At 72.6% G+C, this 26,297-nt stretch carries 24 protein-coding genes; 7 read left to right on the top strand and 17 right to left on the bottom strand.

What is annotated here, in order from left to right; all coding sequences use genetic code 11:
* The first annotated feature begins 59 nt into the window (after positions 1–59).
* Complete coding sequence (locus AMK11_RS19030; RefSeq protein WP_073728657.1) at positions 60–1,229, top strand: lactate 2-monooxygenase; 1,170 nt, start codon at positions 60–62, stop codon at positions 1,227–1,229.
* 263 nt (positions 1,230–1,492) lie between these two features.
* Here AMK11_RS19030 and AMK11_RS19025 read toward each other — a convergent pair whose 3' ends face one another.
* The 5 genes from AMK11_RS19025 to AMK11_RS19005 form a co-directional block, all read right to left on the bottom strand.
* A complete protein-coding gene (locus AMK11_RS19025; RefSeq protein WP_073728656.1) occupies positions 1,493–3,097 on the bottom strand; it encodes an RICIN domain-containing protein in 1,605 nt (534 codons plus the stop codon).
* A gap of 319 nt (positions 3,098–3,416) precedes the next feature.
* Positions 3,417–3,794 (bottom strand): toxin Doc, encoded by a 378-nt coding sequence (locus tag AMK11_RS19020; protein WP_073728655.1) that lies wholly within the window; start codon positions 3,792–3,794, stop codon positions 3,417–3,419.
* A 3-nt stretch (positions 3,795–3,797) separates the two neighbouring features.
* A complete protein-coding gene (locus tag AMK11_RS19015; RefSeq protein ID WP_030975726.1) occupies positions 3,798–4,046 on the bottom strand; it encodes a hypothetical protein in 249 nt (82 codons plus the stop codon).
* Between the two features lie 98 nt (positions 4,047–4,144).
* Positions 4,145–6,388 carry a glycoside hydrolase family 9 protein gene (locus tag AMK11_RS19010; protein ID WP_073728654.1) on the bottom strand — a complete coding sequence of 748 codons (2,244 nt, stop codon included), beginning with the start codon at positions 6,386–6,388 and terminating at the stop codon, positions 4,145–4,147.
* Between the two features lie 178 nt (positions 6,389–6,566).
* Positions 6,567–9,653, bottom strand: a complete 3,087-nt coding sequence (locus tag AMK11_RS19005) for a glycoside hydrolase family 2 TIM barrel-domain containing protein (RefSeq protein WP_073728653.1) — start codon at positions 9,651–9,653, stop codon at positions 6,567–6,569.
* 276 nt (positions 9,654–9,929) lie between these two features.
* Here AMK11_RS19005 and AMK11_RS19000 point away from each other — a divergent pair, with 276 nt between their 5' ends.
* Both AMK11_RS19000 and AMK11_RS18995 read left to right on the top strand, forming a co-directional pair.
* Positions 9,930–12,308, top strand: a complete 2,379-nt coding sequence (locus AMK11_RS19000; RefSeq protein WP_073728652.1) for a SpoIIE family protein phosphatase — start codon at positions 9,930–9,932, stop codon at positions 12,306–12,308.
* A 168-nt stretch (positions 12,309–12,476) separates the two neighbouring features.
* Positions 12,477–13,133: a DUF4232 domain-containing protein gene (locus AMK11_RS18995; RefSeq protein WP_073728651.1), complete on the top strand. Its 657-nt coding sequence runs from the start codon at positions 12,477–12,479 to the stop codon at positions 13,131–13,133.
* A 34-nt stretch (positions 13,134–13,167) separates the two neighbouring features.
* Here AMK11_RS18995 and AMK11_RS18990 read toward each other — a convergent pair whose 3' ends face one another.
* From AMK11_RS18990 to AMK11_RS18975, 4 genes are all read right to left on the bottom strand, one after another.
* Positions 13,168–14,136 (bottom strand): aldo/keto reductase, encoded by a 969-nt coding sequence (locus AMK11_RS18990; RefSeq protein WP_073728650.1) that lies wholly within the window; start codon positions 14,134–14,136, stop codon positions 13,168–13,170.
* 77 nt (positions 14,137–14,213) lie between these two features.
* Positions 14,214–14,744, bottom strand: coding sequence for a flavoprotein (locus AMK11_RS18985; RefSeq protein WP_073728649.1), 531 nt, complete (start codon positions 14,742–14,744; stop codon positions 14,214–14,216).
* Positions 14,745–14,786: 42 nt separating this feature from the next.
* Positions 14,787–14,987, bottom strand: a complete 201-nt coding sequence (locus AMK11_RS18980; protein ID WP_073728648.1) for a ferredoxin — start codon at positions 14,985–14,987, stop codon at positions 14,787–14,789.
* Positions 14,988–15,000: 13 nt separating this feature from the next.
* Positions 15,001–16,221: a cytochrome P450 gene (locus AMK11_RS18975; RefSeq protein ID WP_073728647.1), complete on the bottom strand. Its 1,221-nt coding sequence runs from the start codon at positions 16,219–16,221 to the stop codon at positions 15,001–15,003.
* A 349-nt stretch (positions 16,222–16,570) separates the two neighbouring features.
* Here AMK11_RS18975 and AMK11_RS18970 point away from each other — a divergent pair, with 349 nt between their 5' ends.
* On the top strand, positions 16,571–17,020 hold the full coding sequence (locus AMK11_RS18970) for a nitroreductase family deazaflavin-dependent oxidoreductase (protein WP_073728646.1): 450 nt from the start codon (positions 16,571–16,573) through the stop codon (positions 17,018–17,020).
* Positions 17,021–17,084: 64 nt separating this feature from the next.
* On the opposite strand, the gene AMK11_RS18965 is transcribed toward AMK11_RS18970, so the two are convergent.
* Positions 17,085–18,005, bottom strand: coding sequence for a cation diffusion facilitator family transporter (locus tag AMK11_RS18965; RefSeq protein ID WP_073728645.1), 921 nt, complete (start codon positions 18,003–18,005; stop codon positions 17,085–17,087).
* Between the two features lie 218 nt (positions 18,006–18,223).
* Between AMK11_RS18965 and AMK11_RS18960 the strand changes: the two genes are divergently transcribed.
* Positions 18,224–19,249 carry a glutathione S-transferase family protein gene (locus AMK11_RS18960; protein ID WP_073728644.1) on the top strand — a complete coding sequence of 342 codons (1,026 nt, stop codon included), beginning with the start codon at positions 18,224–18,226 and terminating at the stop codon, positions 19,247–19,249.
* Between the two features lie 50 nt (positions 19,250–19,299).
* Positions 19,300–19,602 (top strand): DUF4235 domain-containing protein, encoded by a 303-nt coding sequence (locus AMK11_RS18955; RefSeq protein WP_073728643.1) that lies wholly within the window; start codon positions 19,300–19,302, stop codon positions 19,600–19,602.
* Between the two features lie 21 nt (positions 19,603–19,623).
* On the opposite strand, the gene AMK11_RS18950 is transcribed toward AMK11_RS18955, so the two are convergent.
* Positions 19,624–20,016 (bottom strand): VOC family protein, encoded by a 393-nt coding sequence (locus tag AMK11_RS18950; protein ID WP_073728642.1) that lies wholly within the window; start codon positions 20,014–20,016, stop codon positions 19,624–19,626.
* 78 nt (positions 20,017–20,094) lie between these two features.
* Positions 20,095–20,559: a pyridoxamine 5'-phosphate oxidase family protein gene (locus AMK11_RS18945; RefSeq protein ID WP_073728641.1), complete on the bottom strand. Its 465-nt coding sequence runs from the start codon at positions 20,557–20,559 to the stop codon at positions 20,095–20,097.
* A 238-nt stretch (positions 20,560–20,797) separates the two neighbouring features.
* Between AMK11_RS18945 and AMK11_RS18940 the strand changes: the two genes are divergently transcribed.
* Positions 20,798–21,829 (top strand): 7-epi-alpha-eudesmol synthase, encoded by a 1,032-nt coding sequence (locus tag AMK11_RS18940; RefSeq protein ID WP_073728640.1) that lies wholly within the window; start codon positions 20,798–20,800, stop codon positions 21,827–21,829.
* Between the two features lie 73 nt (positions 21,830–21,902).
* Here the strand turns inward: AMK11_RS18940 and AMK11_RS18935 are convergent, their stop codons facing one another.
* The 5 genes from AMK11_RS18935 to AMK11_RS18915 are packed head-to-tail and all read right to left on the bottom strand — an operon-like array spanning position 21,903 to position 26,229.
* A complete protein-coding gene (locus AMK11_RS18935; protein ID WP_073728639.1) occupies positions 21,903–23,150 on the bottom strand; it encodes a cytochrome P450 in 1,248 nt (415 codons plus the stop codon).
* Positions 23,147–23,758: a GTP-binding protein gene (locus tag AMK11_RS18930; RefSeq protein ID WP_073728638.1), complete on the bottom strand. Its 612-nt coding sequence runs from the start codon at positions 23,756–23,758 to the stop codon at positions 23,147–23,149. Before AMK11_RS18930 ends, AMK11_RS18935 begins: the two co-directional genes overlap by 4 nt.
* Entirely contained in the window at positions 23,739–24,110 is a 372-nt protein-coding gene (locus tag AMK11_RS18925; protein WP_073728636.1) for a DUF742 domain-containing protein, read from the bottom strand. The genes AMK11_RS18930 and AMK11_RS18925 overlap by 20 nt, the downstream gene beginning before the upstream one ends.
* Positions 24,107–24,517 carry a roadblock/LC7 domain-containing protein gene (locus tag AMK11_RS18920; RefSeq protein WP_019327713.1) on the bottom strand — a complete coding sequence of 137 codons (411 nt, stop codon included), beginning with the start codon at positions 24,515–24,517 and terminating at the stop codon, positions 24,107–24,109. The genes AMK11_RS18925 and AMK11_RS18920 overlap by 4 nt, the downstream gene beginning before the upstream one ends.
* Positions 24,518–24,522: 5 nt before the next feature.
* The gene (locus AMK11_RS18915) at positions 24,523–26,229 is read right to left on the bottom strand and encodes an ATP-binding protein (RefSeq protein WP_073728634.1); all 1,707 of its coding nucleotides are present in this window, start codon (positions 26,227–26,229) and stop codon (positions 24,523–24,525) included.
* Between the last annotated feature and the right edge of the window lie 68 nt (positions 26,230–26,297).

Raw genomic sequence — 26,297 nt, 5'->3', positions numbered from 1 at the left:
ATACCCGTGGGTATGGTGCTGGCGGCACGCGTGCTCGACGACGAGAGGCGGGACTTGGGATGGCGAAGCACTGGGCGGACTTCCAGTACGAGATCTACCTCAACGGCATGACGGGGACCGTTCCTCGGCTGCCCACGGACCTGACCCGGCTGGAGGAGCTCACCGAGCGGCGTCTGGGCCCCGGTCCCGTCGGGTACGTCGCCGGCAGCGCGGGCGACGGCAGCACCGCGCGCGCCAACCGGGCGGCTCTCGACCGGCGCCGGATCCTCCCGCGCATGCTGCGGGACGTGCACGAACGGGACCTCTCGGTCGAGGTGCTGGGCCGCCCGCTGCCCGCCCCGCTGGCGCTCGCGCCGGTCGGCGTCCTGTCGATCATGCACCCGGACGCGGAACCGGCCGCCGCGCGGGCCGCCGCCGCGCAGGGCGTGCCGTACGTCCTCTCCTCCGCGTCCAGCACGCCCATGGAGCAGGTCGCCGAGGCGATGGGCGACGGGGAGCGCTGGTTCCAGCTGTACTGGCCCAAGGACCGCGAGGTGGCCCGCAGTTTCCTGGAGCGGGCGAAGGCGGCCGGGTACAGCGCGCTCTTCGTCACTCTGGACACTCCCCTGCTGTCCTGGCGCCCGCGCGATCTCGACCAGGCGTACCTGCCGTTCCTGCACGGGGTGGGCACGGCGAACTACTTCTCCGACCCGGCGTTCCGGGCCGGTCTGGCCAAACCCGTGCACGAGGATCCGAACGCCGCGGTGATGCACTTCGTCGGCATGTTCTCCGACCCCGCCAAGTCCTGGCCTGATCTGGCGTTCCTGCGGGAGAACTGGGACGGCCCGATCGTGCTCAAGGGCATCCTGCACCCGGACGACGCCCGGCTGGCCGCCGACGCCGGGATGGACGGGGTGGTGGTCTCCAACCACGGCGGCCGTCAGGTGGCCGGGTCCGTCGCCGCGGCCGACGCCCTGCCGCGCGTGGTGGAAGCGGTCGGCGACCGGCTCACCGTGCTGTTCGACAGTGGCGTGCGCACCGGCGACGACGTCTTCAAGGCACTGGCGCTCGGCGCGCGGGCTGTGCTCCTGGGCCGCCCCTACGTCTACGGCCTGGGCCTGGACGGGCAGGCGGGCGTGGAGCACGTGATCCGCTGCCTGCTCGCCGAACTCGACCTCACCCTGGCCCTGTCGGGCCACGCCTCCCCACTGACGCCGGGCCCCGGGGACCTTGACGAGGCCCCCGCGTAACGGGGACTCGACGGGGCACCGTGCACCCGGAGCCGGGGGCGTCGCTACCAGGACGCCGGGCCGTAGGGCCACGACCCGGCCTCCCCGGCACGGCCTGCCCTGCCCACCGCTCTCCGGGCGCCGACTGCTCACCGGACCGTCGGAGAGGGGCACGGTGCGGGCACCCCTGCGCGGCGCGGACGCCTCGCACGGGGCCCTCGTCAGGCGCCGGTCGTGCGCACGCCCGAGGTACCCGCGGTGCACCAGCGCCCGTGTGCTGCCCTTCAGCCGCCCGGCAGCTCCACCGCCCGCGCGGCCGGGGTGCCGGTGCGGGCGACGGTCAGGGAGCCCTCCGCCGGTGCCGGGTCGAGCCGCCAGCGCTGGGTGTCGGAGCCGTCGTTCACCTTGACCACGACGTCGGCGTCGGGGGCGGTGGTGGTGGCGGCGAGGGCGAGCTGCCGCTGCCAGCGCGGCACCAGCGCACCCTGCCCGGTGAGGTCGTAGCGCACGTGGTCGCCCCGCTCGGTGCCCCCGTCGGCGCAGGTACCGAGAATGACGACTCCGGCGTCCGCCTGCGAGTCCAGGCACAGCCCGGGGTCGGCGACGCTGCGCAGCAGCCCGTCGTCCTCGTGGGTCCACTGCTGGGTCCACGCCTCGGAGCACTCCGCCAGGCGGGCACCCGCACCGGCCCTCGGCTCGCCCCGGACGTCGAGGCAGAGGTCCGCGGCGACGTTGCGCAGCCGCGCCCGGTCCGCCGCCGTGGGCAGTCCGGCGGTGCCGGGCGGCTTCGGCCGGCTGGTGGCGGAGGCCGTGCCCTCCTCCTCCGCGGCACTGGTGGAGGCGGCCGGATCGGCGCCGCCGCCGTCGTACGACCACACGCTCACCACGAGCACGACGGTCAGCACCCCCGCCGACGCGGCGCCGAACTGTCTGAGCACCGCCCGGCCGGAGCGCGGCCGGCCCGGCGGCCGGCGTACGGGTACGGGGATGCGGGCCAGCAGGCCCGGGCGCCCGCCCCGGTGCCGGGCGTTCCCCTTGGCGAGGCCGCCCGGCGTCGCCCGTCCCGGGCGGGAGTCGAGATAGCGCCGGGCGCCCCAGCCGAGCACCGCTTCGGCGATCAGCGTGTCCAGCCCGCGCTCGAAGTGGCCGAGTTGTTCGGCCGCGTGCCGGCAGTGACGGCAGTCGGCCAGATGTCTGCGGACGTCCGGGAGCAGGGCACCGCCCCGGCGGATCGGTACGTCGAGGAGACGGCCGTGGAAACGGCAGTCCTGAGAGGGGGCGAGTTGCCGGTGGGCGTCCAGGCAGCCTTCGCGGAATTTCTCCCGCGCCTGTTCGAGAGTGACCGACGCGGTGTCGGTATCCATGCCGAGCAGACCGGCCGGCACACTTATGTGTTCGGCTTCGACCTCCGTGTGCCAGAGCAAACAGCGGGCCGGTCCGGGAAGTGACGCGAATGCCCGGGCGGCCAAGGTGCGGTTTTCCGGGGTCATCGACTTCGCCGCCCGCATACCGCGTCCGCCGGCGGGTTTGAGCAACTGCGGGAGAACGGCGGACATCCCCTCGTCGGCGGACCACTGGCGGACCGTGTCCCGCACGGCCACCAGCAGCCGCGGACGCAGGGCCGTGGCCTGCTCGCCCTGGGCCAGCCGGTCCAGGACCCGGTGCCAGGCGGCACCGGTGACCATGCCGGTGATCTGGGCCGACGTGGCGAGGCAGATGGTCGCGTAGTCGTGGGCGGACTGCCAGTGCCGCGCCATGAGGAGGGCCGCGGCCCGGGATGCCTCGCTCTCCGGACCGTCCCGCAGGCACGCTGCCAGCAGCTCGTCGGACTCCCCGGGGTCACCGCCCGAGGGCGGATGGGCGGGTCGAGGGGGGTGGGGGGTGGGCACTGAGGTCGATCCTTCCCACGCACATGTGACTCAGAAGTTCCGGTCGCCGAAAAGAGATCACCAATTGGTGTATACCTTTTGGGCGCGGTGTGGGGAGCGTGAATTCGCCACGGCGAAATTCGGACTGGGTTCCTCAACGCGCGTGCGAGACCCGGCCTTTACCCCCCGCACGGGTGCTTCACTCTCGCACAAACCACTCATGGCCAACAAGGCGACCGGGCAACCTCGGTCCGCTTTGAAAGAAGGTCAGATTCCGCGGCAACTCCTGCCGCCCGCGCCGGCTTTCGCTTTTCCTCCTGCCCTTCTGCGCGGGCCGGGATCAGATCTGCCAGGAGCGCAGCCGGTCCGCCGCGCCGTAGACGTCGGCCTTGCCGGACATCAGGTCGCGGGCGAGGTCGACGAGGGCGCCGTAGGGCGGGTCGATGCCGACGTCGCTGGCGTACATGTAGGCGACGGCCGTGGCGCAGGCGAAGCGGGCGTTGGCCGCGGGCAGCGGCTTGAGCACGGCGAGGGTGTGCAGCAGGGCGGCGGCCCGCCAGGCCGGGTCGGAGTCGACCCCGAGGCGCGGCGGGTCGACGCGGTGCCGCGCGACGGCGGCGACCAGTGCGGAGAAGTCGTTGATCGTGGGCTGCTCCGGCAGCACTTCCTCGTGGCGCTGGAGCAGCCAGGGCACGTCGATGTGCAGGACCGCTGCCATGGGTCAGGCGGCCCGCCCCTCGCCCCTGACGGGCGGTGGTTCGTCGTCGGGGAAGGCGGCCGCGAACTCGTCGGCGTGGGCCGAGAAGAAGCGGCGGAAGGCCTCCGCGCCCTCCTGCAGGGCCCGGTGCCGGGCTATGTCGGCGGCGGCGGCCTCCCGCACGAGCGCCTTCATCGACGTACCGCGTTCCTTGGCGATCTGCCGCAGGTCCTCGAGCTCGCGGTCGCTGAACTCCACGTTCAGAGCTGGCATGCCTCCCACGGTACCGCGCGGGTACTGACCAGTAAATAGTCGCAGGTCAGGCCGGTGATGCAGCGGTACCGCAGGAGGCGGGCGGGGCGGGTGTGCGATCAGCCCTGGTCCGCCACGAAGGAGGCCATCCGGGCCAGTGCGGCGTTCCAGTTGATGGTGTGCTCGTTGGTCGACCAGGACTGGATGTCGTCGATGAAGCAGAACTGGGCGACACAGCCCTGGAGCTTGCTCTGGGCGTAGGGGTCCTGGATGTTCGAGTTCGGTCCGCCGGACAGGGTGCCGTCGGGCGGGGCGGGCAGCGTCGGGTCCAGCTGCTTGGCGTACCAGCGGCTGTGCTGGTTGTGCGCGTTGACCTCGCCGTAGCCGGTCACGTAGGACATGTTCAGCGCGTTGCGGCCCAGGATGTAGTCCATGCTCTGGAGCGCGCCGTCACGGTACTTCGAGGCGCCGGTGATGTCGTAGGCGGTGGCGAGGACGACGGCGTTGTTGAGGATCTGGTGGCTGGAGCCCCAGTCGTAGACGTTGTCCTCGGGGGCGTAGGGCATGCCGTACGGGTGGGCCTTGAGCGTGGCCAGGTACGTGTCGGCGCCCTGGACGACGGAGCGGCGCACCTTGTCCCGGCCGGGGAGCCGGTTCGGGACGGTCGCCAGGTCCAGGCGGGCCGCCGCCGCGGTGCGGGCCCAGTCGAAGCCGAGCGGGCCGAAGATGTCGGCGGTGTGGACCGGGGAGTTCAGCACGTACTCCTTGAAGTCCCGCTCCCCCGTTGTCAGATACAGCTCGGCCGCCGCCCAGTAGAACTCGTCGTCGACCTGAGCATCGGGGTAGGCACCGCCGCCGATGCCGTCGCTCTCGTCGGCGAGCACGTCCGGGTGGGCCAGCGCCGCCGTCCACGCCGTGCGGGCCGCGTCGAGCGCCTTCGCGGCGAACTCCCGGTCGTAGGGGCGGTAGAGGCGGGCCGCCTGCGCGGCCGTCGCGGCCAGGTTGAGGGTCGCCGCGGTGGTCGGCGGGTGCAGCTCACGCTTCTGCGGGTCGTCGCTCGGCAGCAGCGGAAGGCCCGTCCACGCCTCGTCGTGGATCTTGTGGTGGGCCATACCGGCCAGCGGCTGCCCCTCGGGCACCTGCATCTTCAGCAGGAAGTCCAGCTCCCAGCGGACCTCGTCGAGGATGTCCGGCACCTTGTTGCCGCTCTCGGGGATGCCGAGGGTGCCGTCGCCGAGTTTCGACGGCTCGCCCGTGCGGGCGTGCAGCGAGCGCTCGTAGGTGCTGAGCAGCTCCCAGGTGGAGATGCCGCCGTTGACGACGTACTTGCCGTGGTCGCCGGCGTCGTACCAGCCGCCCGAGACGTCGAGGGTGTAGTCGCACACGCCGGGCTGGCAGGGCACCTCGGTGTCGCCCTGGTTGGGTGCCACACCCACGTGTCCGGCGGGGCGGCCGTACCCCGGGCGCAGTTCGTCGCTGATCGGGGTGCCGCTGCGCTGCGTGTAGTAGTACTTCGCGGAGTCGGTGCGCAGCCGCTCGTAGGCGGCGGTGCCGATGTCGAAGGGGCGGCTGGTCTCCCCGTCGGCGACCAGGGTGTAGCCCTCGCCGCGCTTCTTGTAGCGGCCGAAGTCGATCGAGTGGACGTTCTGCCCGGAGGAGGCGTCGACACCGCGCGGCTTGCTCCAGCCGTGGGCGACGACCCGGCCGCGGTCGTTCTTCAGCTGCCAGCGCAGGCGCGAGGCCGACTCGGTGACGACGGTGGCGTTCTTCGGGCCGGCGGGGAGGTAGCCGACCTGGTTGACGCGGACCCGGGGCCCGGTGTCCGGCACGTACGGCTCGGGCGCCACCCCGCCCAGCAGCGACACGTCGTCCACGCAGAACCGCCAGGCGTCGGGTGTGCCGCCGAGCTGGAAGCCGACCTGGCCCTGGGTGGTGTCGACGGGCGAGGTGAAGGTGTACGAGTAGGTGTTGCCGGAGACGCTGAGCTGCGGGCTGACCTCGTGGTAGGTGTCGTACGGGGACACCGACAGGCCCACGATCGCCCGGACCACGTGGTCGGCGGGCGTGCCGGTCGCGGTGAAGGAGAAGCGGTACGACTCCCCCGCGACCAGGGTGACGTCGTTCTGGCCGACGGCCGCGTCCCAGCGGTTGGCCGTGCCGCCGGGGGCGTCGGCGCACAGCCGGCCGTCGGTCACGGCCGCCGTGACGTTGCTGCTCGCCCACCAGGACTCGGTGCCGTTGTCGAAGGTGCCGTTCTTGACCTGCTCGGTCTCCTCGGCGCCGGCCGGTGCGGCGGGCAGCGCGGTGACGGCCGCCGCCAGCAGCGCGGTCAGGGAGACGAGCGCGGTTCTGCGTCTTTTCACGTCTGGGCTCCTCGGGGGAGGTACGAGTGGCGCTCCGTGGGAGAGGAGCGTCCGCCGGATGAGGTTCATCCGAATGGGAGCGCTCCCAAAACCCGGTCGCAGACATGCTTGTGGCAGACATGACACGCCGTCAACGGTCCGGACGGGACTGGTTCCGGTCCGGACCGATCCCGACGGCTCAGGCGGCGGGCGCCTCCAGGCGGCTGATGCGGACCGCTCCCCTGGGCTCGCCGGGGTGGCGGCTGGTCAGGGTGAGGCGGACGCCGGAGCCGCGTACCGCGTCGAAGGTGATGACGGTCGGCTCGTCGGACGCGGTGGCCCAGTCGATCCGCACGTCCTCGACCGTGCGCCAGGCACGGCCGTTCCGGACGGCGACCTCGACCGTCGCGGGCAGGGTGTGCGCGGCGTCCACGGTGAACGTGACCTCGACCCTTTCGTAGGTGCGCCGGCGGCCGTGGTCGACCGACACCCAGTCCTCGGCGCGGGCCCCGTCGAAGGCGGGCAGCAGAGCGGTGGCCGCCTTGTGGAAGCCGTTGGACCAGCCGGTGGCCGGGTCGCCGTCCAGCATCGCGGCGGGGAGGGTGTCGGGCCGGCCGGAGTAGCTCGCGTCGGCGTGCGGGTGGTCCACGGGCGCCGGGTGGTCCGGCCGGAAGGCGGGGGCCGGGGTGGTCGCCGGGTCTTCGGAGCGCCTGGCGCGCACGCTCACCGTGCCGGTGCGCAGCCCTTCCGCCCGCGCGGTCACCCGGAGGGCGCCCGCCCGGGTGCCGGAGCGCACGATGGCGAGGGCCTTGCCGTGGAAGGCGGTGCGGGTACTGGCCTGGTAGCGCTCGGCGCTCTCCTGGCGGCCGTTGTCCAGTCCTGCAAGGGAGCCGCCGGCGACGTCGAAGGAGATCAGGTGCTCGGCGCCGGGCACCACCACGCCCCGCCGGTCGACCACCTCGGCGGTGACGAAGACCAGGGAGCGGCCGTCCGCGGCGACGCTCTCGCGGTCCGGGGTGAGGCGTACGGCGTGCGGGGCGCCGGCGGTGCGCAGGACGTCGGTGGCGACCCTGCGTCCGTCCCGCCGGGCGACGGCCTTGAGTTCGCCCGGTTCGAAGGGAACCTTCCAGGTCAGGTGGAGCTTGCCCGCGCTGCCGTTGGGGCTGGTGTAACTGCCGGGGTAGGGGCCGTCGGTGAAGGTCTTGTCGTCGCCGGTGGCCTCGGTGGTCTCCAGGTAGGTGCGGCCGTCGACGGTCTCCTTGGTGTCGAAGACGCGGGTGCCGAGGGACCTGCCGTTCAGGAACAGTTCGACGGTGCCGACGTTGGCGTACACCCAGACCTCGACGGTGTCGCCCTCGCGGTGGTTCCAGGTCGCCGGCAGCAGGTGGACCATCGGCTCGTCCGTCCACTGGCTGCGGAACAGGTGGTACATGTCCTTCGGGAACCCGGCGGTGTCGACCGCGCCGAAGAAGGAGGCCTTGACCGGGAAGACGTCGTACGGCGTCGGCTCCCCGATGTAGTCGATGCCGGACCACAGGAACTGGCCGGCGAACCACTTCCGGTCCCGGTCCTTCTTGTGCCCGTACTCGCCGCTCATGGTCCAGGAGGCGAGGTTGTTGTCGTAGGAGGAGGTGGCGCGCCTGCCCGGGGTGTGGTTCTCGCCGGTGTTGAGGTGCTCCGGCTCCTGGTAGGTGCCCCGGGTGGAGGTCTCGGACGACGACTCGGACTCGAAGAGGAACAGGTGCGGGTAGGCCGCGTGCAGGTCGTCCACCGACTTGGCGGTGTTGTAGTTGAGGCCGAGTCCGTCGAGCTTGGCCAGCATCAGGTCGGCGGCGGAGCCCTGGGCGGGCATCCGGCGGTATTTGTCCGAGCCGATGACGAGCGGGCGGGTGTCGTCGGCGGCGCGGATGGCGTCGATGACGCGGTCGGCCATGGCGAGTCCCGCGGTGGAGGTGGAGTCGGGGACCTCGTTGCCGATGGACCACATGACGACGGCGGGCGAGTTGCGGGCCGCCAGGACCATCTCGGTGGCGTCCCGCTCGCACCACTCGTCGAAGAACCGGCCGTAGTCGTAGCGGTTCTTGCCGGTGCGCCAGCAGTCGAACGCCTCGACGAGCATGATGATGCCCATCTCCTCGCAGACCTCGGTCATCTGTGGCGAGGGCGGGTTGTGGGAGGTGCGGAAGGCGTTGACGCCCATCGACTTCATGATGGTCATCTGGCGGCGGATCGCGTCGATGCTGACGGCGGCGCCGAGCGCGCCGAGGTCGTGGTGCAGGTCGACGCCCTTGATCTTGGCGTACGCGCCGTTGAGGTGGAAGCCCTCTTCGGGGTCGACGTGGAAGGTGCGGATGCCGAACGGGGTGCGGTAGGTGTCAACGGTCCGCCCGTCGACGCGCAGTTCGGTGTGCAGGGTGTAGCGGTGCGGGTCCGCGAAGTCCCACCGGCGGGGGCGGGTGACGGTGAGTTCGTGGACCTCGCTCGCCTCGCCGGTGACGTCGGCCGTGGAGGCCGCGCGGGCGACCGTGCGCCCGTCGGCGTCCTCGACCGTCGACCGGATCTCGACCTCGCGGGAGGTGCCGGAGGTGTTCACGACGTTCGTCTCCACCCGGACGACGGCGCGCTCCTCGCTCACCCGCGGCGTGGTGACGTACGTCCCCCAGCGTCGTACGTGCACCGGCTCGGTGACGACGAGGCGGGCCTCGCGGTAGATGCCGCTGCCGGAGTACCAGCGGCTGGACGGCAGCCGGTTGCGGACCTGGACCGCGAGGACGTTCTCGGTGCGGCCGTCGGTGTGCACCAGGTCGGTGAGGTCGAGGGCGAAGCCCGTGTAGCCGTAGGGGTGGCGGCCCGCCTCCCGGCCGTTGCAGTGGACGACGGAGTCCATGTAGACGCCGTCGAACTCGACCGAGATCCGCTTGCCGGTGAGGGCGGGCGGCAGGGTGAAGGCGAGGCGGTACCAGCCGAGTCCGCCCGGCAGGAAGCCGGTGCCGCTGGTGGTGCCGTGCTCGGTGGTGGGCGTCTGCTCGATGCTCCAGTCGTGCGGCACGGCGACCTCGCGCCACGCCGAGTCGTCGTACGCCGGGTCGGCGGCACCGGCGGGGTCCTCGGCGGCGCCGTCGGGGTCGACCAGCAGGAAGCGCCAGCCGTCGCGCAGGGGGACGGCGGCGCGACCCGCACCGCTTCCCGTCGGGTCCGCGGCCCACGCCGAGGGGCCGCCCAGCAGGGCCCCGGCCGCCGGTGCGGCGGCGGAGGCGATCAGGACCGATCTGCGTGTGACCGTCATGACGGATCTCCCTCATCAGGCCCGGCAGGGCTCAGAAGTACTCACAACTGATCGTGAACAAACAGATTCTGACGTCCCGCCACACGCGTCCGTCAAGGGCACGGAAAGCACTTTCTGTCCCGGGCGGCACGGCCCGCTCGGTGGTTCCGGGCCGCGGACGGCGGGTTCCCGGCTGTGCGAGACCGTCAGTTCCGGTCCGTACGGGCCCCGGACGCACTACGCTTGGGCTCAGGTGACGCGCTGTTCACTGTGGGTGTGCGCAATGGAGTGGCGACGATGAGTCCGGTCAACCCGTCCGACGATGCCGCCACGGCCCGCGCAGTCGTCGACGACTCCGGCACCCTGCGGGAGTGGAACGAGGGCGCGCGACTGCTGCTGGGCCACGCGGCCGCCGATGTCGTGGGGCGCCCCGCGGCCGGGCTGCTGGCCGACGGCGCGGAAGGCACGGCGCCCGGCCCCGGCGACGAGCGGTGGAGCGGCACCCTGACGCTGCGGCACCGCGACGGGCGGGCGGTGCCCGTGTGGGTGCTCGCCCACCGCAGAGCGTCCGAGGACGGCGGCCCGGGCACGTGGCTCGCCGTGACCCCGCTGTACCAGGGCCCCGAGCACCCCGACGACCCGCTGGTCAGGGCGGCCCTCACCCAGTCGCCCTGCGCCACGATGATCTTCGACGACCGGCTCCGGCTGCGCGGCGTCAACGACGCCATGGCACGGCTGCTCGGGCTGCCGGCCGACCGGCTGCGCGGACTGCGCCCCACCGACATCGGCAGCCGGACGCAGCACACGGAGCTCGAACGGCACATGCGCCAGGTGCTCGCCACCGGCCACGGGCACGACATGCATACCCACCTCAAGGCCACCGGGGAGAGCCGCGCCCACGCCTGGCACGCCCGCGTCGCGCCCCTCACCGACACCGACGGCCGGGTGCGCGGCATCTGTGTGAGCGCCCACGACTTCACCGAGCAGCACCTGGCGCGGGAGCGGCTGCAACTGGTCAACGAGGCCAGTGTGCGCATCGGCACCACGCTCGACGTGACCCGCACCGCGCAGGAGCTGGCGGACGTGTGCGTGCCCACGCTCGCCGACTTCGTGAGCGTCGACCTGCTGGACCCGCAGGAGCACGGGGACGAACCCCCCGCCGTGCCCACCCCACCGGTGGGCCTGCGCCGCTCGGCCCACCAGTCGGTCAACCCGGGCTGCCCGGAGGCCGTCGCCGAGCCCGGCCGGCTGGACTTTTACCCGGCCGGCTCGCCCCAGGCCGACTGTCTGGCCGCCGGGCGGGCGATCGTGGCCGCAGTGCCCTCCGGCGACCTGGAGCAGTGGCGTCAGTGGGACCCCGTACGGGTCCGGCGGGTCGAGGAGTACGGCATCCACTCCACGATGTCCGTGCCGCTGCAGGCCCGCGGCACCACCCTCGGCGTCGCGGTGTTCACGCGGTTCCGGCGGCCGTACCCCTTCACCGACGACGACCGGCTGCTGGCCGAGGAGGTCACCGCCCGCGCCGCCGTCTGCATCGACAACGCCCGCCGCTACTCCCGCGAGCGCGAGACGACGCTGACCCTGCAGCGCAGCCTGCTCCCCCGCTGGCTGCCGCCCACCGCCGCCGTGGAGGCCGCCTCCCGCTACCTGCCGGCGGCGCGCTCCGGGGTCGGCGGCGACTGGTTCGACGTGATCCCGCTGTCCGGAATGCGGGTCGCCATGGTCGTCGGGGACGTCGTCGGCCACGGCATCCAGGCCTCGGCCACCATGGGCCGGCTGCGCACCGCCGTGCGCACCCTCGCCGACATCGACCTGACGCCCGACGAACTCCTCACCCACCTCGACGACCTGGTCGTCCGGCTCTCCGAGGAATCCGGTGACAACGGCGCCGGCGAGGTCGGCGCCACCTGCCTGTACGCGGTCTACGACCCGGTGTCGCGGCGCTGCTCCCTGGCCCGCGCCGGACATCCGCCGCCCGTCCTGGTCCCGCCGGACGGCCCGCCCCGGCAGATCGAGCTGCCCTCGGGGCCGCCGCTGGGGGTGGGCGGGCTGCCGTTCGAGTCGGCCGAGCTGGAGCTGCGCGAGGGCAGCGTGCTGGCGCTGTGCACCGACGGGCTGATCGAGAGCCGGGACCGGGACGCCGACGCCGGTCAGGCGCTGCTGCGCGAGGCCCTCGCCGGGCCCGCCGAGTCGCTGGACGCGACCTGCGACCGGGTCCTGCACGCCCTGCTGCCGCCGGGCGGCGCCGCCGACGACGCGGCGCTGCTGCTGGCCCGCACCCGGGGGCTGCCCGCCGGCCAGGTCGCCACCTGGGACATCCCCGCCGACCCGTCGCTGGTCGCCCCCGTACGCAAGCAGGTCGTCGAACAACTGTCCTCCTGGGCCCTGCTGGAGGCGTCCTTCACCGCCGAGCTGGTGGTGAGCGAACTGGTCACCAACGCCATCCGGTACGGCTCCCCGCCCATCCGGCTGCGGCTGATCCACGACACGGCCACCCTGATCTGCGAGGTCTCCGACACCAGTCACACGGCGCCCCATCTGCGCCGGGCCAAGACCTGGGACGAGGGCGGGCGCGGGCTGCTGCTGGTCGCCCAGCTCACCCAGCGCTGGGGCAGCCGGCACACGACCGAGGGCAAGACCATCTGGGCGGAGCTGGGTCTGCTCGACGAGGAGTGAACCCGCGGGGCGCGCGCCGTGGATCGCGGGCGGGCGCCGGGCAGTGCCCCCGGGGAATGCGCGCCCCTCGTTTCCCGGCCGGTGCCGCGGGACACTCGAACCCATGGGGCCTACCGTGCCGCCCGCGCGGCAGTCCCGCGCGAGAACCGACGGGAGTGTGGAGAAGCGATGGCCAACACGTCACGGCCCGTACGCCGCACCGCCCTGCTGGCGAGCGCGGTCGCGCTCCTCGGTCTGGTGGGCGCCTGCGGAACGGAAAGCGGTACGCCGAGTGCCCCGCAGCCCACCAAGGCTCCCCGCACGACCGGTCCGGCCACCGGCGCGGCGTCCGGCACCGCCACCGCCCCGGCGGCGACCGCGACACCGAGCGACACCGCCGGTTCCGCGTCCGCCTCCGCCCGCACCGACGGCCGCTGCCGCACCTCCGGACTGCGCGCCGAGGTCGGCCGCGTGGACCCGGGAGCCGGTCAGCGGAACTTCCCGGTCGTCCTGACCAACACCTCCGAGCGCACCTGCACCCTGTACGGCTACCCGGGCGCCGCCTTCGTCGACGCCTCCGGCGAGCAGCTGGGCCCAGACCCGGAACGCGCACCCGCCTCCCCGGAGACGGTCACGCTGGCACCGGGGAAGAGCGCCTGGGCGGGCCTGTCGTTCTCCAGCCCGCAGATCAGCGGCGCCCGCACCGCCACACCGGCGGCGCTGCTGGTCACGCCGCCGGACGAACACGACCCGATCAAGGTGAAGTGGACGGCCGGCGAGGTCCCGGTGGGCGGCAACGAGTCGTCCGTGAAGGTCACCGCCTTCGAACCCGGCACGGGCCCCTGAGCCGTCCGGGGGCAGGACCGGTGACCGGCCGGGATCAGTGCCCGGCGATCGGGTGCGGCGCGTACGGCCGCTCCAGCTCCTCGATCTCCTTCTCCGTGAGCGCCAGTTCGACCGCCGCCACGGCGTCCTCGAGGTGCCCCGGCTTCGACGCCCCGATGATCGGCGCGGTCACCGTGTCCCGGTGCAGCAGCCAGGCGAGGGCCACCTGGGCCCGCGGCACGCCGCGGTCGCCGGCGATGCGGGTGACCGCCTCGACCACGGCCCGGTCGCCCTCCTGGTAGAGCGTGCTGCCGAAGTTGTCGGTGGCGCTGCGCTCGGTGGCCGTGTCCCAGTCGCGGGTGAGCCGGCCGCGGGCGAGCGGGCTCCAGGGCAGCACGCCCACGCCCTGGTCGGCGCAGAGCGGCAGCATCTCGCGCTCCTCCTCGCGGTAGAGGAGGTTGTAGTGGTTCTGCATGGAGACGAACTTGGTCCAGCCGTGGCGCTCGGCGGTGTACTGCATCTTGGAGAACTGCCAGGCGTACATCGAACTGGCCCCGATGTAACGGACCTTGCCGGCCCTGACCAGGTCGTGCAGCGCCTCCATCGTCTCCTCGACGGGCGTGTGCGGGTCGAAGCGGTGGATCTGGTAGAGGTCGACGTAGTCGGTGCCCAGGCGCGCGAGGCTGTGGTCGATCTCGGTCATGATCGCCTTGCGGGACAGTCCGGCGCCGTTGGGTCCGGGCCGCATCCGGCCGTTGACCTTGGTGGCCAGCACGATGTCGTCCCGGCGGGCGAAGTCGCGCAGCGCCTTGCCGACGATCTCCTCGCTGGTGCCGTCGGAGTAGACGTTGGCCGTGTCGAAGAAGGTGATGCCGGCCTCCAGCGCCTGCCGGACCAGCGGGCGCGAGGCCTCCTCGTCGAGGGTCCACTCGTGGGTGCCCCGGTCGGGAACGCCGTACGTCATGCAGCCCAGGCAGATCCGCGACACGTCCAGGCCCGTCGAACCGAGCTTCACGTACTGCATCGTTGCTGCTCCTGTCTTCGGGATCATCATTACCAGGGGCGAGCGTACGTCTTGGTGCGGGCTCGAAGCGGGGCGGGTCAGCCGCGTTCGAGCAGGTCCAGCGCCCGCTCCCAGGCGAACTCGGGCCGGCCGCCGTCCTCGCCCTCCCCCGCGTACGGGTCGCCGAAGCGGACGCCCGTCCCGCGCAGCCGGGTCAGGCTCTCCCGGTAGGCGGGGTGGGAGGCCAGCGCGTCGGCGACGCACGGCAGGACGGCGACGGGGACGCCGAGGCCGCACGCCTCGCACAGGGTGGCCAGGGCGAGGTTGTCGGCGATCCCGGCGGCCCACTTGTTGACCGTGTTGAAGGTGGCGGGGGCGACCACCACGGCGTCCGGCGCCGGGAAGGGGCGCGGGTCGCCGGGCCGGCGCCAGGCCGACCGGACGGGCCGTCCGGTCTGCGCCTCGACGGCGGTGGTGTCGAAGAAGCCGTTCAGGGCGACCGGCGTCGCGAAGACGCCGACCGCCCAGTCGCGCTCGTGCGCGGCGGTGATCAGCTCACCGACCCCGGAGGCCACGCCGGCGGCGCAGACGACGACGTACAGGAACGGCTTCCGGGTCTGTTCGCTCACCCGGGAACCCTACTGAACGGGCGGGAGTCGGCGGGCCCGGCCTCAGCCCACCCGCTCCGACACGCTGACGGCGCCGACGGGGCACGCCCGGGCCGCCTCCCGTACCAGGGCGCTGCCCCCGCCGTCCTCCGCTCCGGGCCGCACCGTGCTGTACCCGTCGTCGTCCTGGGCGAACACGTCCGGGGCGGTCAGGGCGCACTGGCCCGCGCCGATGCAGATGTCCTTGTCGATGGTGATGTCCATGTCCGCAAGCCTCCTACCAGGCCACGGGGAGTTCGAGCATCCCCTGAATCGTGTCGCCGGGTTTGAAGGGGATCTCCTGCGGCGGGGCGGCCAGGCGCAGCGTGGGCAGCCTCTCGAAGAGGGTGCCCAGGGCGATCTCCAGTTCGGCGCGGGCCAGGTTCTGGCCGAGGCACTGGTGGATGCCGAAGCCGAAGGCCACGTGGTGCCGGGCCGGGCGGTCCCAGTCGAGCGCGTCCGGGTCGGGGTAGACGGTCTCGTCGCGGTTGATGACGGAGGTGGAGAAGACGACCCCGTCCCCGGCCCGGACGGTGGTGCCGTCCACGTCGATGTCCTCGGTGGCCAGGCGCAGCAGCCCGTCCGCGATCGACAGCACGCGCATCAGTTCCTCGACCGCGCCGGGCAGCAGTGACGGGTCCGCGCGCAGCTCGGCCAGGCGCCCGGGATGCCCGAGGAGGGTGTAGGTGCCCAGCGAGATCATGTTGGCGGTCGTCTCGTGGCCGGCGATCAGCAGGATGACGGCGAAGGCGACGAGCTGCTCGCGGTCGAACTCGCCTTCGGTCACCTGTTTGCGGACGAGGTCGTCCAGCAGGCCCTCACCGGGCGCGTGCCGCTTGCGGTCGATCAGCTCGCCCAGGTAGGTCTCCAGCCGGTCGCGGGCGTCCTGGACGTCGGCGGGCCCGGGGCCGCGCAGCAGGCGGCGGGACTGTTCCTCGAAGAAGTCGTGGTCGGCGTAGGGGACTCCGAGCAGCGCGCAGATCACCATCGAGGGCACGGGCAGGGCGAAGGCCGACACGAGTTCGGCGGGCGGTCCCTGCGCGATCATCGCGTCGAGCCGTTCGTCGACGATCCGCTGGATGCGCGGGCGCAGGGCGGTGGCGCGCCTGAGGGTGAACTCGGGCAGCACCAGCTTGCGCTGGGCGCGGTGTTCCGGGTCGTCGACGCCCAGGAGGGCGGTCCTGCGCGGGCGTACGGCGGCGAGGCGGGCGGAGGTGGCGGGGAAGCCGTCACGGGTGCGGTCGGTGGACAGCCGCGGGTCGGCCAGCAGCCGGCGGGCGGTGGCGTGTCCGGTCACCAGCCAGGCCGGGCGGCCGTCGAAGAGGGTGATGCGGGCCAGCGGCCGGGTGGCGCGCAGCGGGTCGTAGGCGGCGGGCGGGTGATAGGGGCAGGTCCGGTCCTGGGGGAAGGCGACGGGTCGCGTCGCGTTCCCGGCCGTCGTCGTGTCGGTGTCCGTCATGGAAGACCTCGCAGACGAAGTGTGCGTCGTGCCGATCTTCATTAGATGCCCCGGGCACCTATGCGACGACGTCAAGTTCGGCCAGATCGGTGGTGGGGACGGACTGGCCGGAGTTCGCCGTAGCGCCGCCGCACGGTGAACACCTGTGCCCTCGCGGGACCGTCCGCGGACGGCGGACGTGGCGCGATAGGGCCGCCCGCCCGCCGTCGCGGTGCGCCGGATTCCGTCGTGGTGACGGCGCGCCGGATCGTGGACCGGGGCGCGGCGGCGGGTAGGGATTGGATCGGGCACCGGCCGGTGTTGGCCACGGTGCCAGTCAGCCGTACGACGTGACGATGGGACGGATGCCATGCCTCTGGACGGCGAGTACGAACCCAGCCCGACGCAGTGGGTGCGCGAACAGGTCGAGCTGTACGAGAGCTCGGGCGGTACGAAGGGCACGACCCTGCTGGACACGGGCATGCCCGTGATCGTGCTGACCACCCGGGGAGCGCGCAGCGGCAAGATCCGCAAGACACCGCTGATGCGCGTCGAGCACGAGGGCCGGTACGCCGTGGTCGCGTCCCTGGGCGGGGCGCCGAAGCACCCCGTGTGGTACCACAACGTCAAGGGTGAACCTCGTGTGGAGCTTCAGGACGGGCCGGTGAAGCGGGACATGACGGCCCGTGAGGTCACGGGCGCGGAGAAGGCCGCGTGGTGGGAGCGCGCCGTCGCGGCGTATCCGCCGTACGCGGACTACCAGAAGAAGACGGACCGGGAGATTCCGGTCTTCGTGCTGGAACCGGCCGGCGGGAGCTGAGCCGGGCGGGCGTGTGTTTTCCGGTCCGGTGCGCATGGACCGGCGCCGGCCGGGCACACGTGGGTCAGGCCCCGCCGCGTTCCCCCGTCGCGGCGGGGCTTTCCGCTGCCTCGCGCGCCCGCCGGTCGGTGACGTCGAGGAAGATCTGCTCCGCCTCGGGGACGGTGTGGGCGATCGACCGCTTGATGCGCACGGCGACCTCCTCCACCCGCTCGCTGTCCAGGCCCGGCATCAGGTCGACGCGGGCGGCCACCAGGGTGGAGTCGAGTCCCGTCTTCATGGTGAACAGCGCCTCGACGCTGTCGATCTCCGGCTGCGCCCGCAGCAGCGAGCGGATCCGGCCGCTGGCCTCGGGGTCGGCGGCCTCGCCGATCAGCTGGTCGCGGGCCTCGCGGCCCAGCCGGTAGGCCACGTACACGAGCAGCGCGCCGATGGCGAGCGAGGCGCAGGCCTCCCACACGACCTGACCGGTGATCATGTGCAGGATCATGCCGGTCATGGCGAGGGTCACCCCGAGCACCGCGGTGCCGTCCTCGGCGACGACCGTGCGCAGCGCCGGGTCCCGCAGACCGGCGGCGACCCCGCCCTGGCCCCGCACCTGGTACAGGGCGCGCAGCAGGGAGCCACCCTCGGCGAGCAGGGCTACCGCGAGCACGATCAGACCGGCCACGTAGCCGCTGAGCTCCTCCTGCCCTCCGGTGCGCAGGGCCGCGACGCCCTGGTAGAAGGAGAAGCAGCCGCCCATGACGAAGATGCCGACGGCGGCCAGCAGCGACCAGAAGAACCGTTCCTTGCCGTAGCCGAAGGGGTGCCGACGGTCGGCGGGCCGTCGGCTGCGGCGCAGCGCGGCGAGGAGGAAGACCTCGTTCATGCTGTCGGCCACCGAGTGCGCCGCCTCCGACAGCAGGGCGGGCGATCCCGCGAGGAAGCCTCCCACCGCCTTCGCGACGGCGATCACCAGGTTGGCCGCCAGGGCCACCAGCACGGTGACGCGTGTCCTGCGGTCGGTCTTCCGCTCCGGCGTCCGCTTCGAGGCCGTCCCACTCGCTGTCCCACTCGTCGTCCCACTCACGAGAGGCCGACTGCCCCCACCCGCGTGGCTCACACCCGCCTTGCGGGTGGCCCGCCGGGTCCCACCAGTGCCGACGGCCGAAAACGGGGAACGCGTCCACCAGAGCACACGGACGACCGGAGGGCAGGGGCATGAGCGGTGACGGCGGGACGCCCGGCAACAGCGGCTACGGCAGGAAGGCGTTCAAGCGGTCCAGGAGCCACTTCGCTGACCGGATCACCGCGGACGGCCGGGACGGCTGGCCGGTGGCACCCGGCCGCTACCGGCTGGTGGTGAGCCGGGCCTGTCCGTGGGCGAGCCGGGCGCTGGTCTCCCGGCGGCTGCTCGGCCTGGAGGACGCCCTGTCCCTGGCGGTCGCCGACCCGGTCCAGGACGACCGCAGCTGGCGGTTCACCCTGGACCCGGACGGCCGCGACCCGGTCCTCGGCATCCGCTACCTCAGCGAGGCCTACGACCGGCGGGAGACCGGCTACCCGGGCGGGGTGAGCGTGCCGGCGATCGTGGACGTGCCCAGCGGGAAGCTGGTCACCAACGACTTCCAGCAGATCACCCTGGACCTCGCGACCGAATGGTCGTCCCTGCACCGTCCGGGCGCGCCCGACCTGTACCCCGAGGCACTGCGCGACGAGATCGACGAGGTCATGGCGGGTGTGTACGAGGACGTCAACAACGGGGTCTACCGGGCGGGCTTCGCCACCGGCCAGGAGGAGTACGAGCAGGCGTGCGCCGGCGTGTTCCGGCGCCTGGAGCAGTTGGTGCCCCGCCTGGAGCGGCAGCGCTACCTCGTCGGCGACACGATCACCGAGGCGGACATCCGGCTGTTCACCACGCTGGTCCGCTTCGACGCCGTGTACCACGGCCACTTCAAGTGCAACCGCTGGAAGCTGGCCGAGAACGCGGTGCTGTGGGGGTACGTCCGCGACCTGTTCCAGACGCCGGGTTTCGGCGACACCGTCGACTTCGACCACATCAAGCGTCACTACTACCAGGTGCACACCGGCATCAACCCGACCGCCATCGTGCCCCTGGGCCCGGACCGGTCCGGCTGGCTCACGCCCCATCACCGGCAGGAGCTGGGCGGCCGGCCGTTCGGCGGGGGCACCCCACCGGGGCCGGTCCGCACCGACGAGGAGGTGCCGGTGCGGGGCAGGGCCTGATCCGGGACGTCCGTACGACCATTCGGCGCACAGGAAACAAGGAGATTCCCATGGCGAAGACGAAGAAGAAGAAGCTCCCCCTCGCCTACAAGCCCGTCGGGTTCGCGCTCGGCTGGCTGGGCGGCACGCTGGCCGGGATGACGTTCCAGAAGACCTGGAAGATGATCCGGCACGAGGACGACGCGCCCGACGCCCTGGACCCGGACCGCGGCTGGGGCGAGATCCTGCTGGCCGCCGCGATCCAGGGCGCTATCTTCGCCGCGGTGCGCAGTGCGGTGGACCGCACGGGCGCCAAGGCGATCCAGCGCTCGACCGGCGTCTGGCCGGTCCCCGACAAGGGCGGCCGGGACTGACCCGCCCCCGCCGGACAGGCCCTAACCCTGCTTGGGCGACGTCGGCGCGGTACGGCGCAAGGTGAACGAATGGCCCGAGGGGTCGGAGTAACCGCGCTCCTCGTGCACACCGAGCGCGTCCTTCGCCTCCACCGGGCGCCCGCCCAGTTCGACGACACCGCGTTCCGCCTCGTCCAGATCGTCCACCCAGAAGTCCAGGTGGGCCTGGAGGGAGTTCTCGGGGCGGGGCCAGCTCGGCGGGGTGGCGTTCACGTCCCGGCGGAAGGCCATGCGGAAGCCGTCGGCCGACCTGATCTCGATCCGGTTGGCGGTCGCCTCGGTCTCTTCCGCGCCCAGCAGCTCCTTGTAGAACTCGGCGAGCTTCTCGGGCTCGGCGCAGTCGAGCACCACGACGCCCGCGTTGACCAGTGCCATGTCTCCTCCGAAGGATTCCGGGCGCGGGGCGGTCGTGCCCCGCGTCCCGTACCTTGCGGATATCCCCGTCCGGCCGGATCAGTCGGCCGGCAGCCACCGGCCCTCGCGCATCAGGTCGCGTCCCTCCAACTCGTCGGCCTCGCGCCAGGCTTGGACGCGCCGCGGGTGGACGCGGAAGTACAGGTACGGCGTGGTGAGCGCCCGCGGGTCGAAGCCGGTCTTGGCGGCGAACAACTCGGCGTCCTGCTCGGGGAGTTCCTCGGGGGTCACGGTCTCGACGGTGCCTTCGACCATCACCACGTCGCGGGTCGGCCCGATGCCGACCCGCGCCCGTCCGCTCGCGGCCAGGTTGCGTCCGGTGGGACTGGCGGCGGGAGTGGCGAACAGCAGGTAGGAGCCGTTCCAGAGGAAGGACAGCGGGACGAGCCAGGGCGTGCCCGAGGCGCCGTCGGCCGTGGCCACCCAGGCGTCCACGTCGTGGTCCAGACGGTGCAGGGTGTCGTGCCGGCGCTGCTCGGCACTGCGGGCCGGTGACGGGGTCATCTGCGGGGCCTCCTGATGTGGCGTCGTGATCGACTGGCCCCGATCGTGCCACGGCTCCCGGGCAGTAACGAAGATCACGACCGGGCGTCGTGTAGATCATTTGGGGTCGGGGCAGCCTCGTATCGCTTCCCGGTTCAACTTTCGATCCGGGAAGCCCAGTTCGAGTGTGCGGGCGGTCCGGTGACCACCCGCTCGCAGGGCGGGGGGACTCTGCGTTCCGTCTCCCGAAAGGAAGCACATGTCTCAGGACGTCCGGTTCGACCTCCCCTTCGACACCCCGGTCAGCCCGCACCTGGCCCCGGCGCGTGACCGACATCTGCGCTGGGTGCGCGAGCGGGGGCTGGTGCGGAGCCGGGCCGGTTTCGAGGAGTACGAGTCCTGGGACCTCGCCGGGGCCGCGGCCCGCACCTACCCGCACGCGTCGGCCGACGACATGGTCGTCCTGATGAACTGGTTCTCCCTGGCCTTTCTCTTCGACGACCAGTTCGACGCCGGCCGCCCCGACCGCGTGGAGCGCATAGCGGAGGTGGCGCGGGAACTGATCGCCACGCCGCTGCGCCCGGCGGGCACCGCGCCCCGTGTGGAATGCCCCATCACCCTGGCCTGGGCGGAGGTCTGGGACCATCTTTCGAATGGCATGTCCCTGACATGGAAGTCGCGGTTCGCCGCGTCCTGGGGCCGGTTCCTGGTGGCGCACTGCGAGGAGGTCGACCTGGCGGCCGGCGGGCGGGCCGGGACGCTCGGCCTCGCCGACTACACCGCCTTCCGGCGCCGTACGGTCGGCATCCACCACAGCATCGACGCCGGCGAGCGCAGCCGCGGCTTCGAGGTGCCCGCGGCGGCGATGGCGCACCCGCTGATGGAACGGCTGCGGGACCTGGCCGCGGACACCATCGGTTTCATGAACGACATCCACTCCTTCGAACGTGAGCGCCGCCGCGGGGACGGCCACAACCTCATCGCCGTACTGCACCGGGAGCGGGACTGCTCCTGGCAGGAGGCGGCCGACGAGGCGTACCGCATGACGACCGCCTGTCTCGAGGAGTACGTGGCCCTGGAGGCCCGCGTGCCCGGTATGTGCGAGGAGCTGGGTCTGGACGCCCGGGAGCGGGCCCGGGTGGCGATGGGCGTGGAAGCCATCCAGCACTGGATCAACGGCAACTACGAGTGGGCGTTGACCTCCGGCCGGTACGCGGCGGCCAAGGAGGGACCGGTGGCCACGGCCGAACTGGCCGGGCGGGGCTCGGTGGACGACCTGCTGACGGTGTGAGACGGGCACGCCGCCCGGCCGGACCCCTCCGGCCGGGAGGCGGTGTCCCACGGCGGCCCGGCCGGAGGAACGGTCAGACGGCGAACTCGACCGGCAGGCTGTCCAGCCGCGACTCCCAGGTGGAGGCGGTGGAGGTGAGCTCGGCCGGGGGCACGGCCAGGCGCAGTCCGGGCAGGCGGTGGAGCAGGACATCGACGGCCGTCTCGATGATGGCCTGGCCGATGTTCTGCCCCGGGCACTCGTGGGGGCCCGCGCTGAAGGCGAGGTGGGAGGCGTTGCCCTGGACCGAGACGGCCGTGTCGGGACGTATCTCGGGGTCGTGGTTGCCGGCCGCGAGGCCCAGGATCAGCAGGTCGCCCTCCTTGACCGGGCAGCCACCGAGTTCCAGGTCGGCGGTGGCGAACCGGCCGGGCAGCACGGCGAGCGGCGGGGAGTTCCACATCACCTCCTCCACCACCGAGGACATGTTCAGCTGCCCGCTGACCAGACCGGACAGCCAGGCGGTGTCGCCGAGGACGAGCTGGAGCGCCCGTGCCAGCAGGTTGCTGGTCGTGGTGTGGGCGGTGATCAGCACCAGGCGCAGGTGGTTGACTATTTCGTCCTCGTCGAGGCCCGCGTGGTGCTCGATGAGCCCCGAGGCGAAGTCGGACCCGGGTTCGGTGCGCTTGCGCTCGGCGAGTTCGCCGAGGATGCCCATGATGCGCTCGTTGTGCGTGAGGGCGTCCGCGCCGCCCTTGATCACCTGGTTGCTGGACTCGGCGAGGCTGCGGCCCTCCCGCTCGGCGAGTCCGAAGACGCGGGTGAGCACCAGCATCGGCAGGTACTCGGCGAAGTCGGCCACCAGGTCGGCGCGGCCCGCGCCGGCGAACGCGTCGATCTGCTTGTGGGCGAAGTGCGTGGCATGACGGCGGATGCCGCGGCCGGCGACGGCGTAGAGGTTGTCGGTGACGGCCGCGCGCAGCCTGCGGTGGGGTTCGCCGTCCTGGGAGACGCAGTCGGGGCGCCAGCCGACCATCTGCATCAGCGGTGAGGTGGCCTCGACGCGGCCGTCCCGGAAGTCCCGCCAGATGCGTGAGTCGCGGCTGAACTGGAGGGGGTTGTCCAGCACCCGCCGGTTCTCCCGGTAGCCGAGCACCAGCCAGGCGGGCACGTCGCCCTCCAGCAGCACCGGGGCGACGGAGCCGTACTCACCGCGCAGACGCGCGTAGATCTCGTGCGGGTCGGTCGCCGCCTCGGGGCCGTAGAGCCGGGTGACGCCCGCGCCGTGGGCGACGGGGCAGCCGCCGCCGGTGGCGCCGGGCGGGGTCTGGTCGTCGGTCATCGGGGCTCCAGGGCTGCGGCCGAGCGGTCCTTCAGATGCCGGATCAGGGTGACGAGCACGTCGCGGCTGGCGGTGCGGTCGCGGGCGTCGAAGGCCACCACGGGGGTGCGCGGGGGGATGTCGAGGGCGTCGCGGATCTCCTCGACCGGGTAGTGGCGGGAGTCGGGGAAGACGTTGAGGGCGATGACGAAGGGGACCTTCTGCCGCTCCATCTCCTCGATCGCCCGGAAGCTGGAGGCCAGCCGCCGGGTGTCCACCAGGACCACCGCGCCGAGCGCGCCCTTGAACAGGCCGTTCCACAGGAACCAGAACCGCTCCTGGCCCGGGGTGCCGAACAGGTACAGCATCAGCGTGTCGTTGAGACTGATCTTGCCGAAGTCCAGGCTGACGGTGGTCTGCCTCTTGTCGGCGACACCGATGAGGCGGTCGACGCCGGCGCTGGCCTGGGTGAGGGTCTCCTCGGTGGTCAGCGGCTTGATGTCGCTGACGGAGCGGACCATGGTGGTCTTGCCCGTGCCGAAGCCGCCGGCGATCATCACCTTCACCGAGCGGGTGTCCCCCTCCCCCGGCGTCGGTGACCCCGGTCGGTCAAAGCCTTTCAAGTCCACTGAGTACCTCCTCAAGGAGCGCGAGGTCGGGCCCGCGCCCGGCGTCGTGCGCCGGGATGGGATCACGGGCTTCGACGCGGCCCGCCTGGAGCAGGTCGGACAGCAGCACCGCGAGAATGTTGAACGGCAGGTGGAGGTGGGCGCCGAGTTCGGCCACCGACAGCGGTTCGCGGCAGCGCCGGAGAATCTCCTCGTGCTCGTGCTGCATGCCCGGTAAGGGGGCGGCCCGGGAGACGACGAGGGTCGCCACGTCGAGGGTCGACGCCGAACCGCCCGGCCCGCTGCGCCCGCCGGTGAGGACGTAGTAGCGCTCGAGACCGGACGGATCGGCCGGTCGGCGGGGAGCACTCATCCAGAGTGCTCCTCCTGGCGCGGAGTGGTGCCGAGGAGTTCTCCCATCCGGCGGGCCAGGTCGCGCATCTGATGGCCGAGCAGGCCCTGGTCGAGGCCTTCGCGGGCGAGGACGCCGAGATACGTCTCCAGGCCCGCGCGGACCACGAAGAGGTGCCCGCCGTCCACCTCGATCATCGCGAGGCGCAGCTGGCCCGCGTGCTGCGGGAACTGCTCGGCGACCGGCTGGGCCAGCGCCTGCAGTCCGGCCACCACGGCGGCGAAACGGTCCACGTCGTCGGGGTCTTCGGCGCCGTAGGAGGTGATGGCCTTGCCGTCGCTGGAGGCCACGAGGGCGAAGCGGATCTCCTGGATGGACTCCACAAGGTCGCGGAGCGCCCAGCTCACGTCGGTTCCCTGGTGCGTCATGGGGACTAGTCGCTCTCTTCAGTGCGGTGCTCGGTGGACGCGCCACCGGTGGTCGTGTCACGGGCGTCGGCTGCCCCGGTCGGCGGTCCGGTCCCGGTCGCCGCCCCCGCGTCGCGCCCGGCGGTGGCGAAGGCCGCGAGGCCGGCGAACGAGGCGTCCGGCGGGACGGCGGACGCGGCAACCTCGGGAGCCTCGGACCGCACGGTCGTCCGCGTCCCGGCGGAGGCCGGCTCGCCGCGCCTGCTCCGGCGCCGGGGCAGGCCGCCGGGAGTGGTTTCCACGGTGTCGCCTCCTGCCGGGGGCGCGGGTGGTGCGGGGGCGGCCGGCGACGCCTCCGGGGCGGCCGCGGTGACCGTGGTGGCCTTGGCGGCCGCCGGCAGCGGGCTGAAGTACTTGTGCGGTACAACGACAACGACAGACGTACCCAGCCACGGCGAGTCGGCGAAGGTCACCCGGATGCCGTAGCGGCGGGCGAGGGCACCGACGACCCGGAGGCCGATGTTGGCGTCCTCCGAGATGCCGCCGAGCCCCGGACCGGGCGAGGTGCCCGCGAGGGCGTGTTCGGCCTCGCGCTTCTTCTCCTCGCTCAGGCCCTTGCCGGAGTCCTGGATCTCGATGCCGACGCCGTTCGGCACCTCCTTGCCGGAGACGACCACCGGCTCGGTGGGCGGCGAGTAGCGCGCGGCGTTGTCCAGCAGGTGCGCGAAGATCAGCGTGAGGTGGTCCACCAGGCCGCCGTCGACACCGAGTTCGGGCAGATGGTGCAGCTGGACGCGGTGGAAGTCCTTGATCCGGCCGATGCCGCCGCGCGCCACGCTCAGCAGCCGCTGCGGCTCCTGCCACTGCCGGCCGGGCCGGTCGGAGCCGCCGAGCACGCCGATGCTGGCGGCGAGACAGTCCGCGGGGCCGATGGCCTGGTCGAGCTCCATCAGGCCCCGGGCGACGGCCGGCAGCCGCCCGTGCTCGCCCTGCAGCTCATGCAGACGGCCACGGAGTTTGCTGGTCAGGACGTGGATGCGGTTGCCCACGCCGATGACGGCCTGCTCGGCGGAGGTGGAACGGTCGAACTCCGCCTCCACACCGATCAGCGCCGTCCTGAGGACCTTGCGCAGCTCGGCCTGGAGGTCGGCGCCGACCTTGGCGCACTGCTCGACGGTGGGCAGGATGTCGTCGATGGCGTCACCGGCCCGCAGTCTGCGCATGGCGTCGGGCAGTTGCTCGTCGGCGAGCCGGGCCACCGCGGAGAGCTGGTGGTCCGTCCGCTGCTGCCAGGCCTCGGTCTGCTCGGCGAGGCGGGTCTCGTACGCGGTGGTCCGCTCGGCCAGCCGGTCCTCGGCGGCGCGGGCGTGTTCCGCCAGCCGCGCCTCGTACGCTTGTGCCTGCTCGGTGAGCTGCCCCTCCAGGGCCGCGCGTTCCGCAGCGGACTTCCGGTCGAGGCCGGCCACGTGCCGCTGCCACTGCTGGGAGTGCTCGGCCTGCGCCGCGCGGTGTGCCTCCTCGGCCCGGAGCAGTCGCGCCCGGGTACGCAGCAGCAGGCGTACGCAGAGGGTGCCGGCCGCCGTCGCCGCCGCACCGGCGACGGCCGCGGTTATTCGCTCCGAGCTCATGAACGTGGCGGCTACCGTCCCGCCTCCCAGGCCCAGCGGCATGAGCCACCAGCTGTGCCAGGCGACAGGGGCCCGCGCCGCCGGTGGCGGAGTGGCGAGTTCCATCTGCATCCTTCGAACAAGAACGATCGAACACGGGGGGGGTGTGCAAGGGGGGACCGCACTCATGAGTA

The organism is Streptomyces sp. CB02414, assembly GCF_001905385.1.
Taxonomy (GTDB): Bacteria; Actinomycetota; Actinomycetes; order Streptomycetales; family Streptomycetaceae; genus Streptomyces.
Note: the sequence above shows the minus strand (reverse complement) of the source record. Positions and strands in the feature narration are given on the sequence as shown.

What these genes read in the sequence shown, in the direction of transcription:
- AMK11_RS19030 (WP_073728657.1), top strand. Translation starts at nt 60, where the DNA reads ATGGCGAAGCACTGGGCGGACTTCCAGTACGAGATCTACCTCAACGGC.
- AMK11_RS19020 (WP_073728655.1), bottom strand. Translation starts at nt 3,794, where the DNA reads ATGGCAGCGGTCCTGCACATCGACGTGCCCTGGCTGCTCCAGCGCCAC.
- AMK11_RS19015 (WP_030975726.1), bottom strand. Translation starts at nt 4,046, where the DNA reads ATGCCAGCTCTGAACGTGGAGTTCAGCGACCGCGAGCTCGAGGACCTG.
- AMK11_RS19005 (WP_073728653.1), bottom strand. Translation starts at nt 9,653, where the DNA reads ATGACGGTCACACGCAGATCGGTCCTGATCGCCTCCGCCGCCGCACCG.
- AMK11_RS19000 (WP_073728652.1), top strand. Translation starts at nt 9,930, where the DNA reads ATGAGTCCGGTCAACCCGTCCGACGATGCCGCCACGGCCCGCGCAGTC.
- AMK11_RS18995 (WP_073728651.1), top strand. Translation starts at nt 12,477, where the DNA reads ATGGCCAACACGTCACGGCCCGTACGCCGCACCGCCCTGCTGGCGAGC.
- AMK11_RS18990 (WP_073728650.1), bottom strand. Translation starts at nt 14,136, where the DNA reads ATGCAGTACGTGAAGCTCGGTTCGACGGGCCTGGACGTGTCGCGGATC.
- AMK11_RS18980 (WP_073728648.1), bottom strand. Translation starts at nt 14,987, where the DNA reads ATGGACATCACCATCGACAAGGACATCTGCATCGGCGCGGGCCAGTGC.
- AMK11_RS18975 (WP_073728647.1), bottom strand. Translation starts at nt 16,221, where the DNA reads ATGACGGACACCGACACGACGACGGCCGGGAACGCGACGCGACCCGTC.
- AMK11_RS18970 (WP_073728646.1), top strand. Translation starts at nt 16,571, where the DNA reads ATGCCTCTGGACGGCGAGTACGAACCCAGCCCGACGCAGTGGGTGCGC.
- AMK11_RS18960 (WP_073728644.1), top strand. Translation starts at nt 18,224, where the DNA reads ATGAGCGGTGACGGCGGGACGCCCGGCAACAGCGGCTACGGCAGGAAG.
- AMK11_RS18955 (WP_073728643.1), top strand. Translation starts at nt 19,300, where the DNA reads ATGGCGAAGACGAAGAAGAAGAAGCTCCCCCTCGCCTACAAGCCCGTC.
- AMK11_RS18950 (WP_073728642.1), bottom strand. Translation starts at nt 20,016, where the DNA reads ATGGCACTGGTCAACGCGGGCGTCGTGGTGCTCGACTGCGCCGAGCCC.
- AMK11_RS18945 (WP_073728641.1), bottom strand. Translation starts at nt 20,559, where the DNA reads ATGACCCCGTCACCGGCCCGCAGTGCCGAGCAGCGCCGGCACGACACC.
- AMK11_RS18940 (WP_073728640.1), top strand. Translation starts at nt 20,798, where the DNA reads ATGTCTCAGGACGTCCGGTTCGACCTCCCCTTCGACACCCCGGTCAGC.
- AMK11_RS18935 (WP_073728639.1), bottom strand. Translation starts at nt 23,150, where the DNA reads ATGACCGACGACCAGACCCCGCCCGGCGCCACCGGCGGCGGCTGCCCC.
- AMK11_RS18925 (WP_073728636.1), bottom strand. Translation starts at nt 24,110, where the DNA reads ATGAGTGCTCCCCGCCGACCGGCCGATCCGTCCGGTCTCGAGCGCTAC.
- AMK11_RS18920 (WP_019327713.1), bottom strand. Translation starts at nt 24,517, where the DNA reads ATGACGCACCAGGGAACCGACGTGAGCTGGGCGCTCCGCGACCTTGTG.
- AMK11_RS18915 (WP_073728634.1), bottom strand. Translation starts at nt 26,229, where the DNA reads ATGGAACTCGCCACTCCGCCACCGGCGGCGCGGGCCCCTGTCGCCTGG.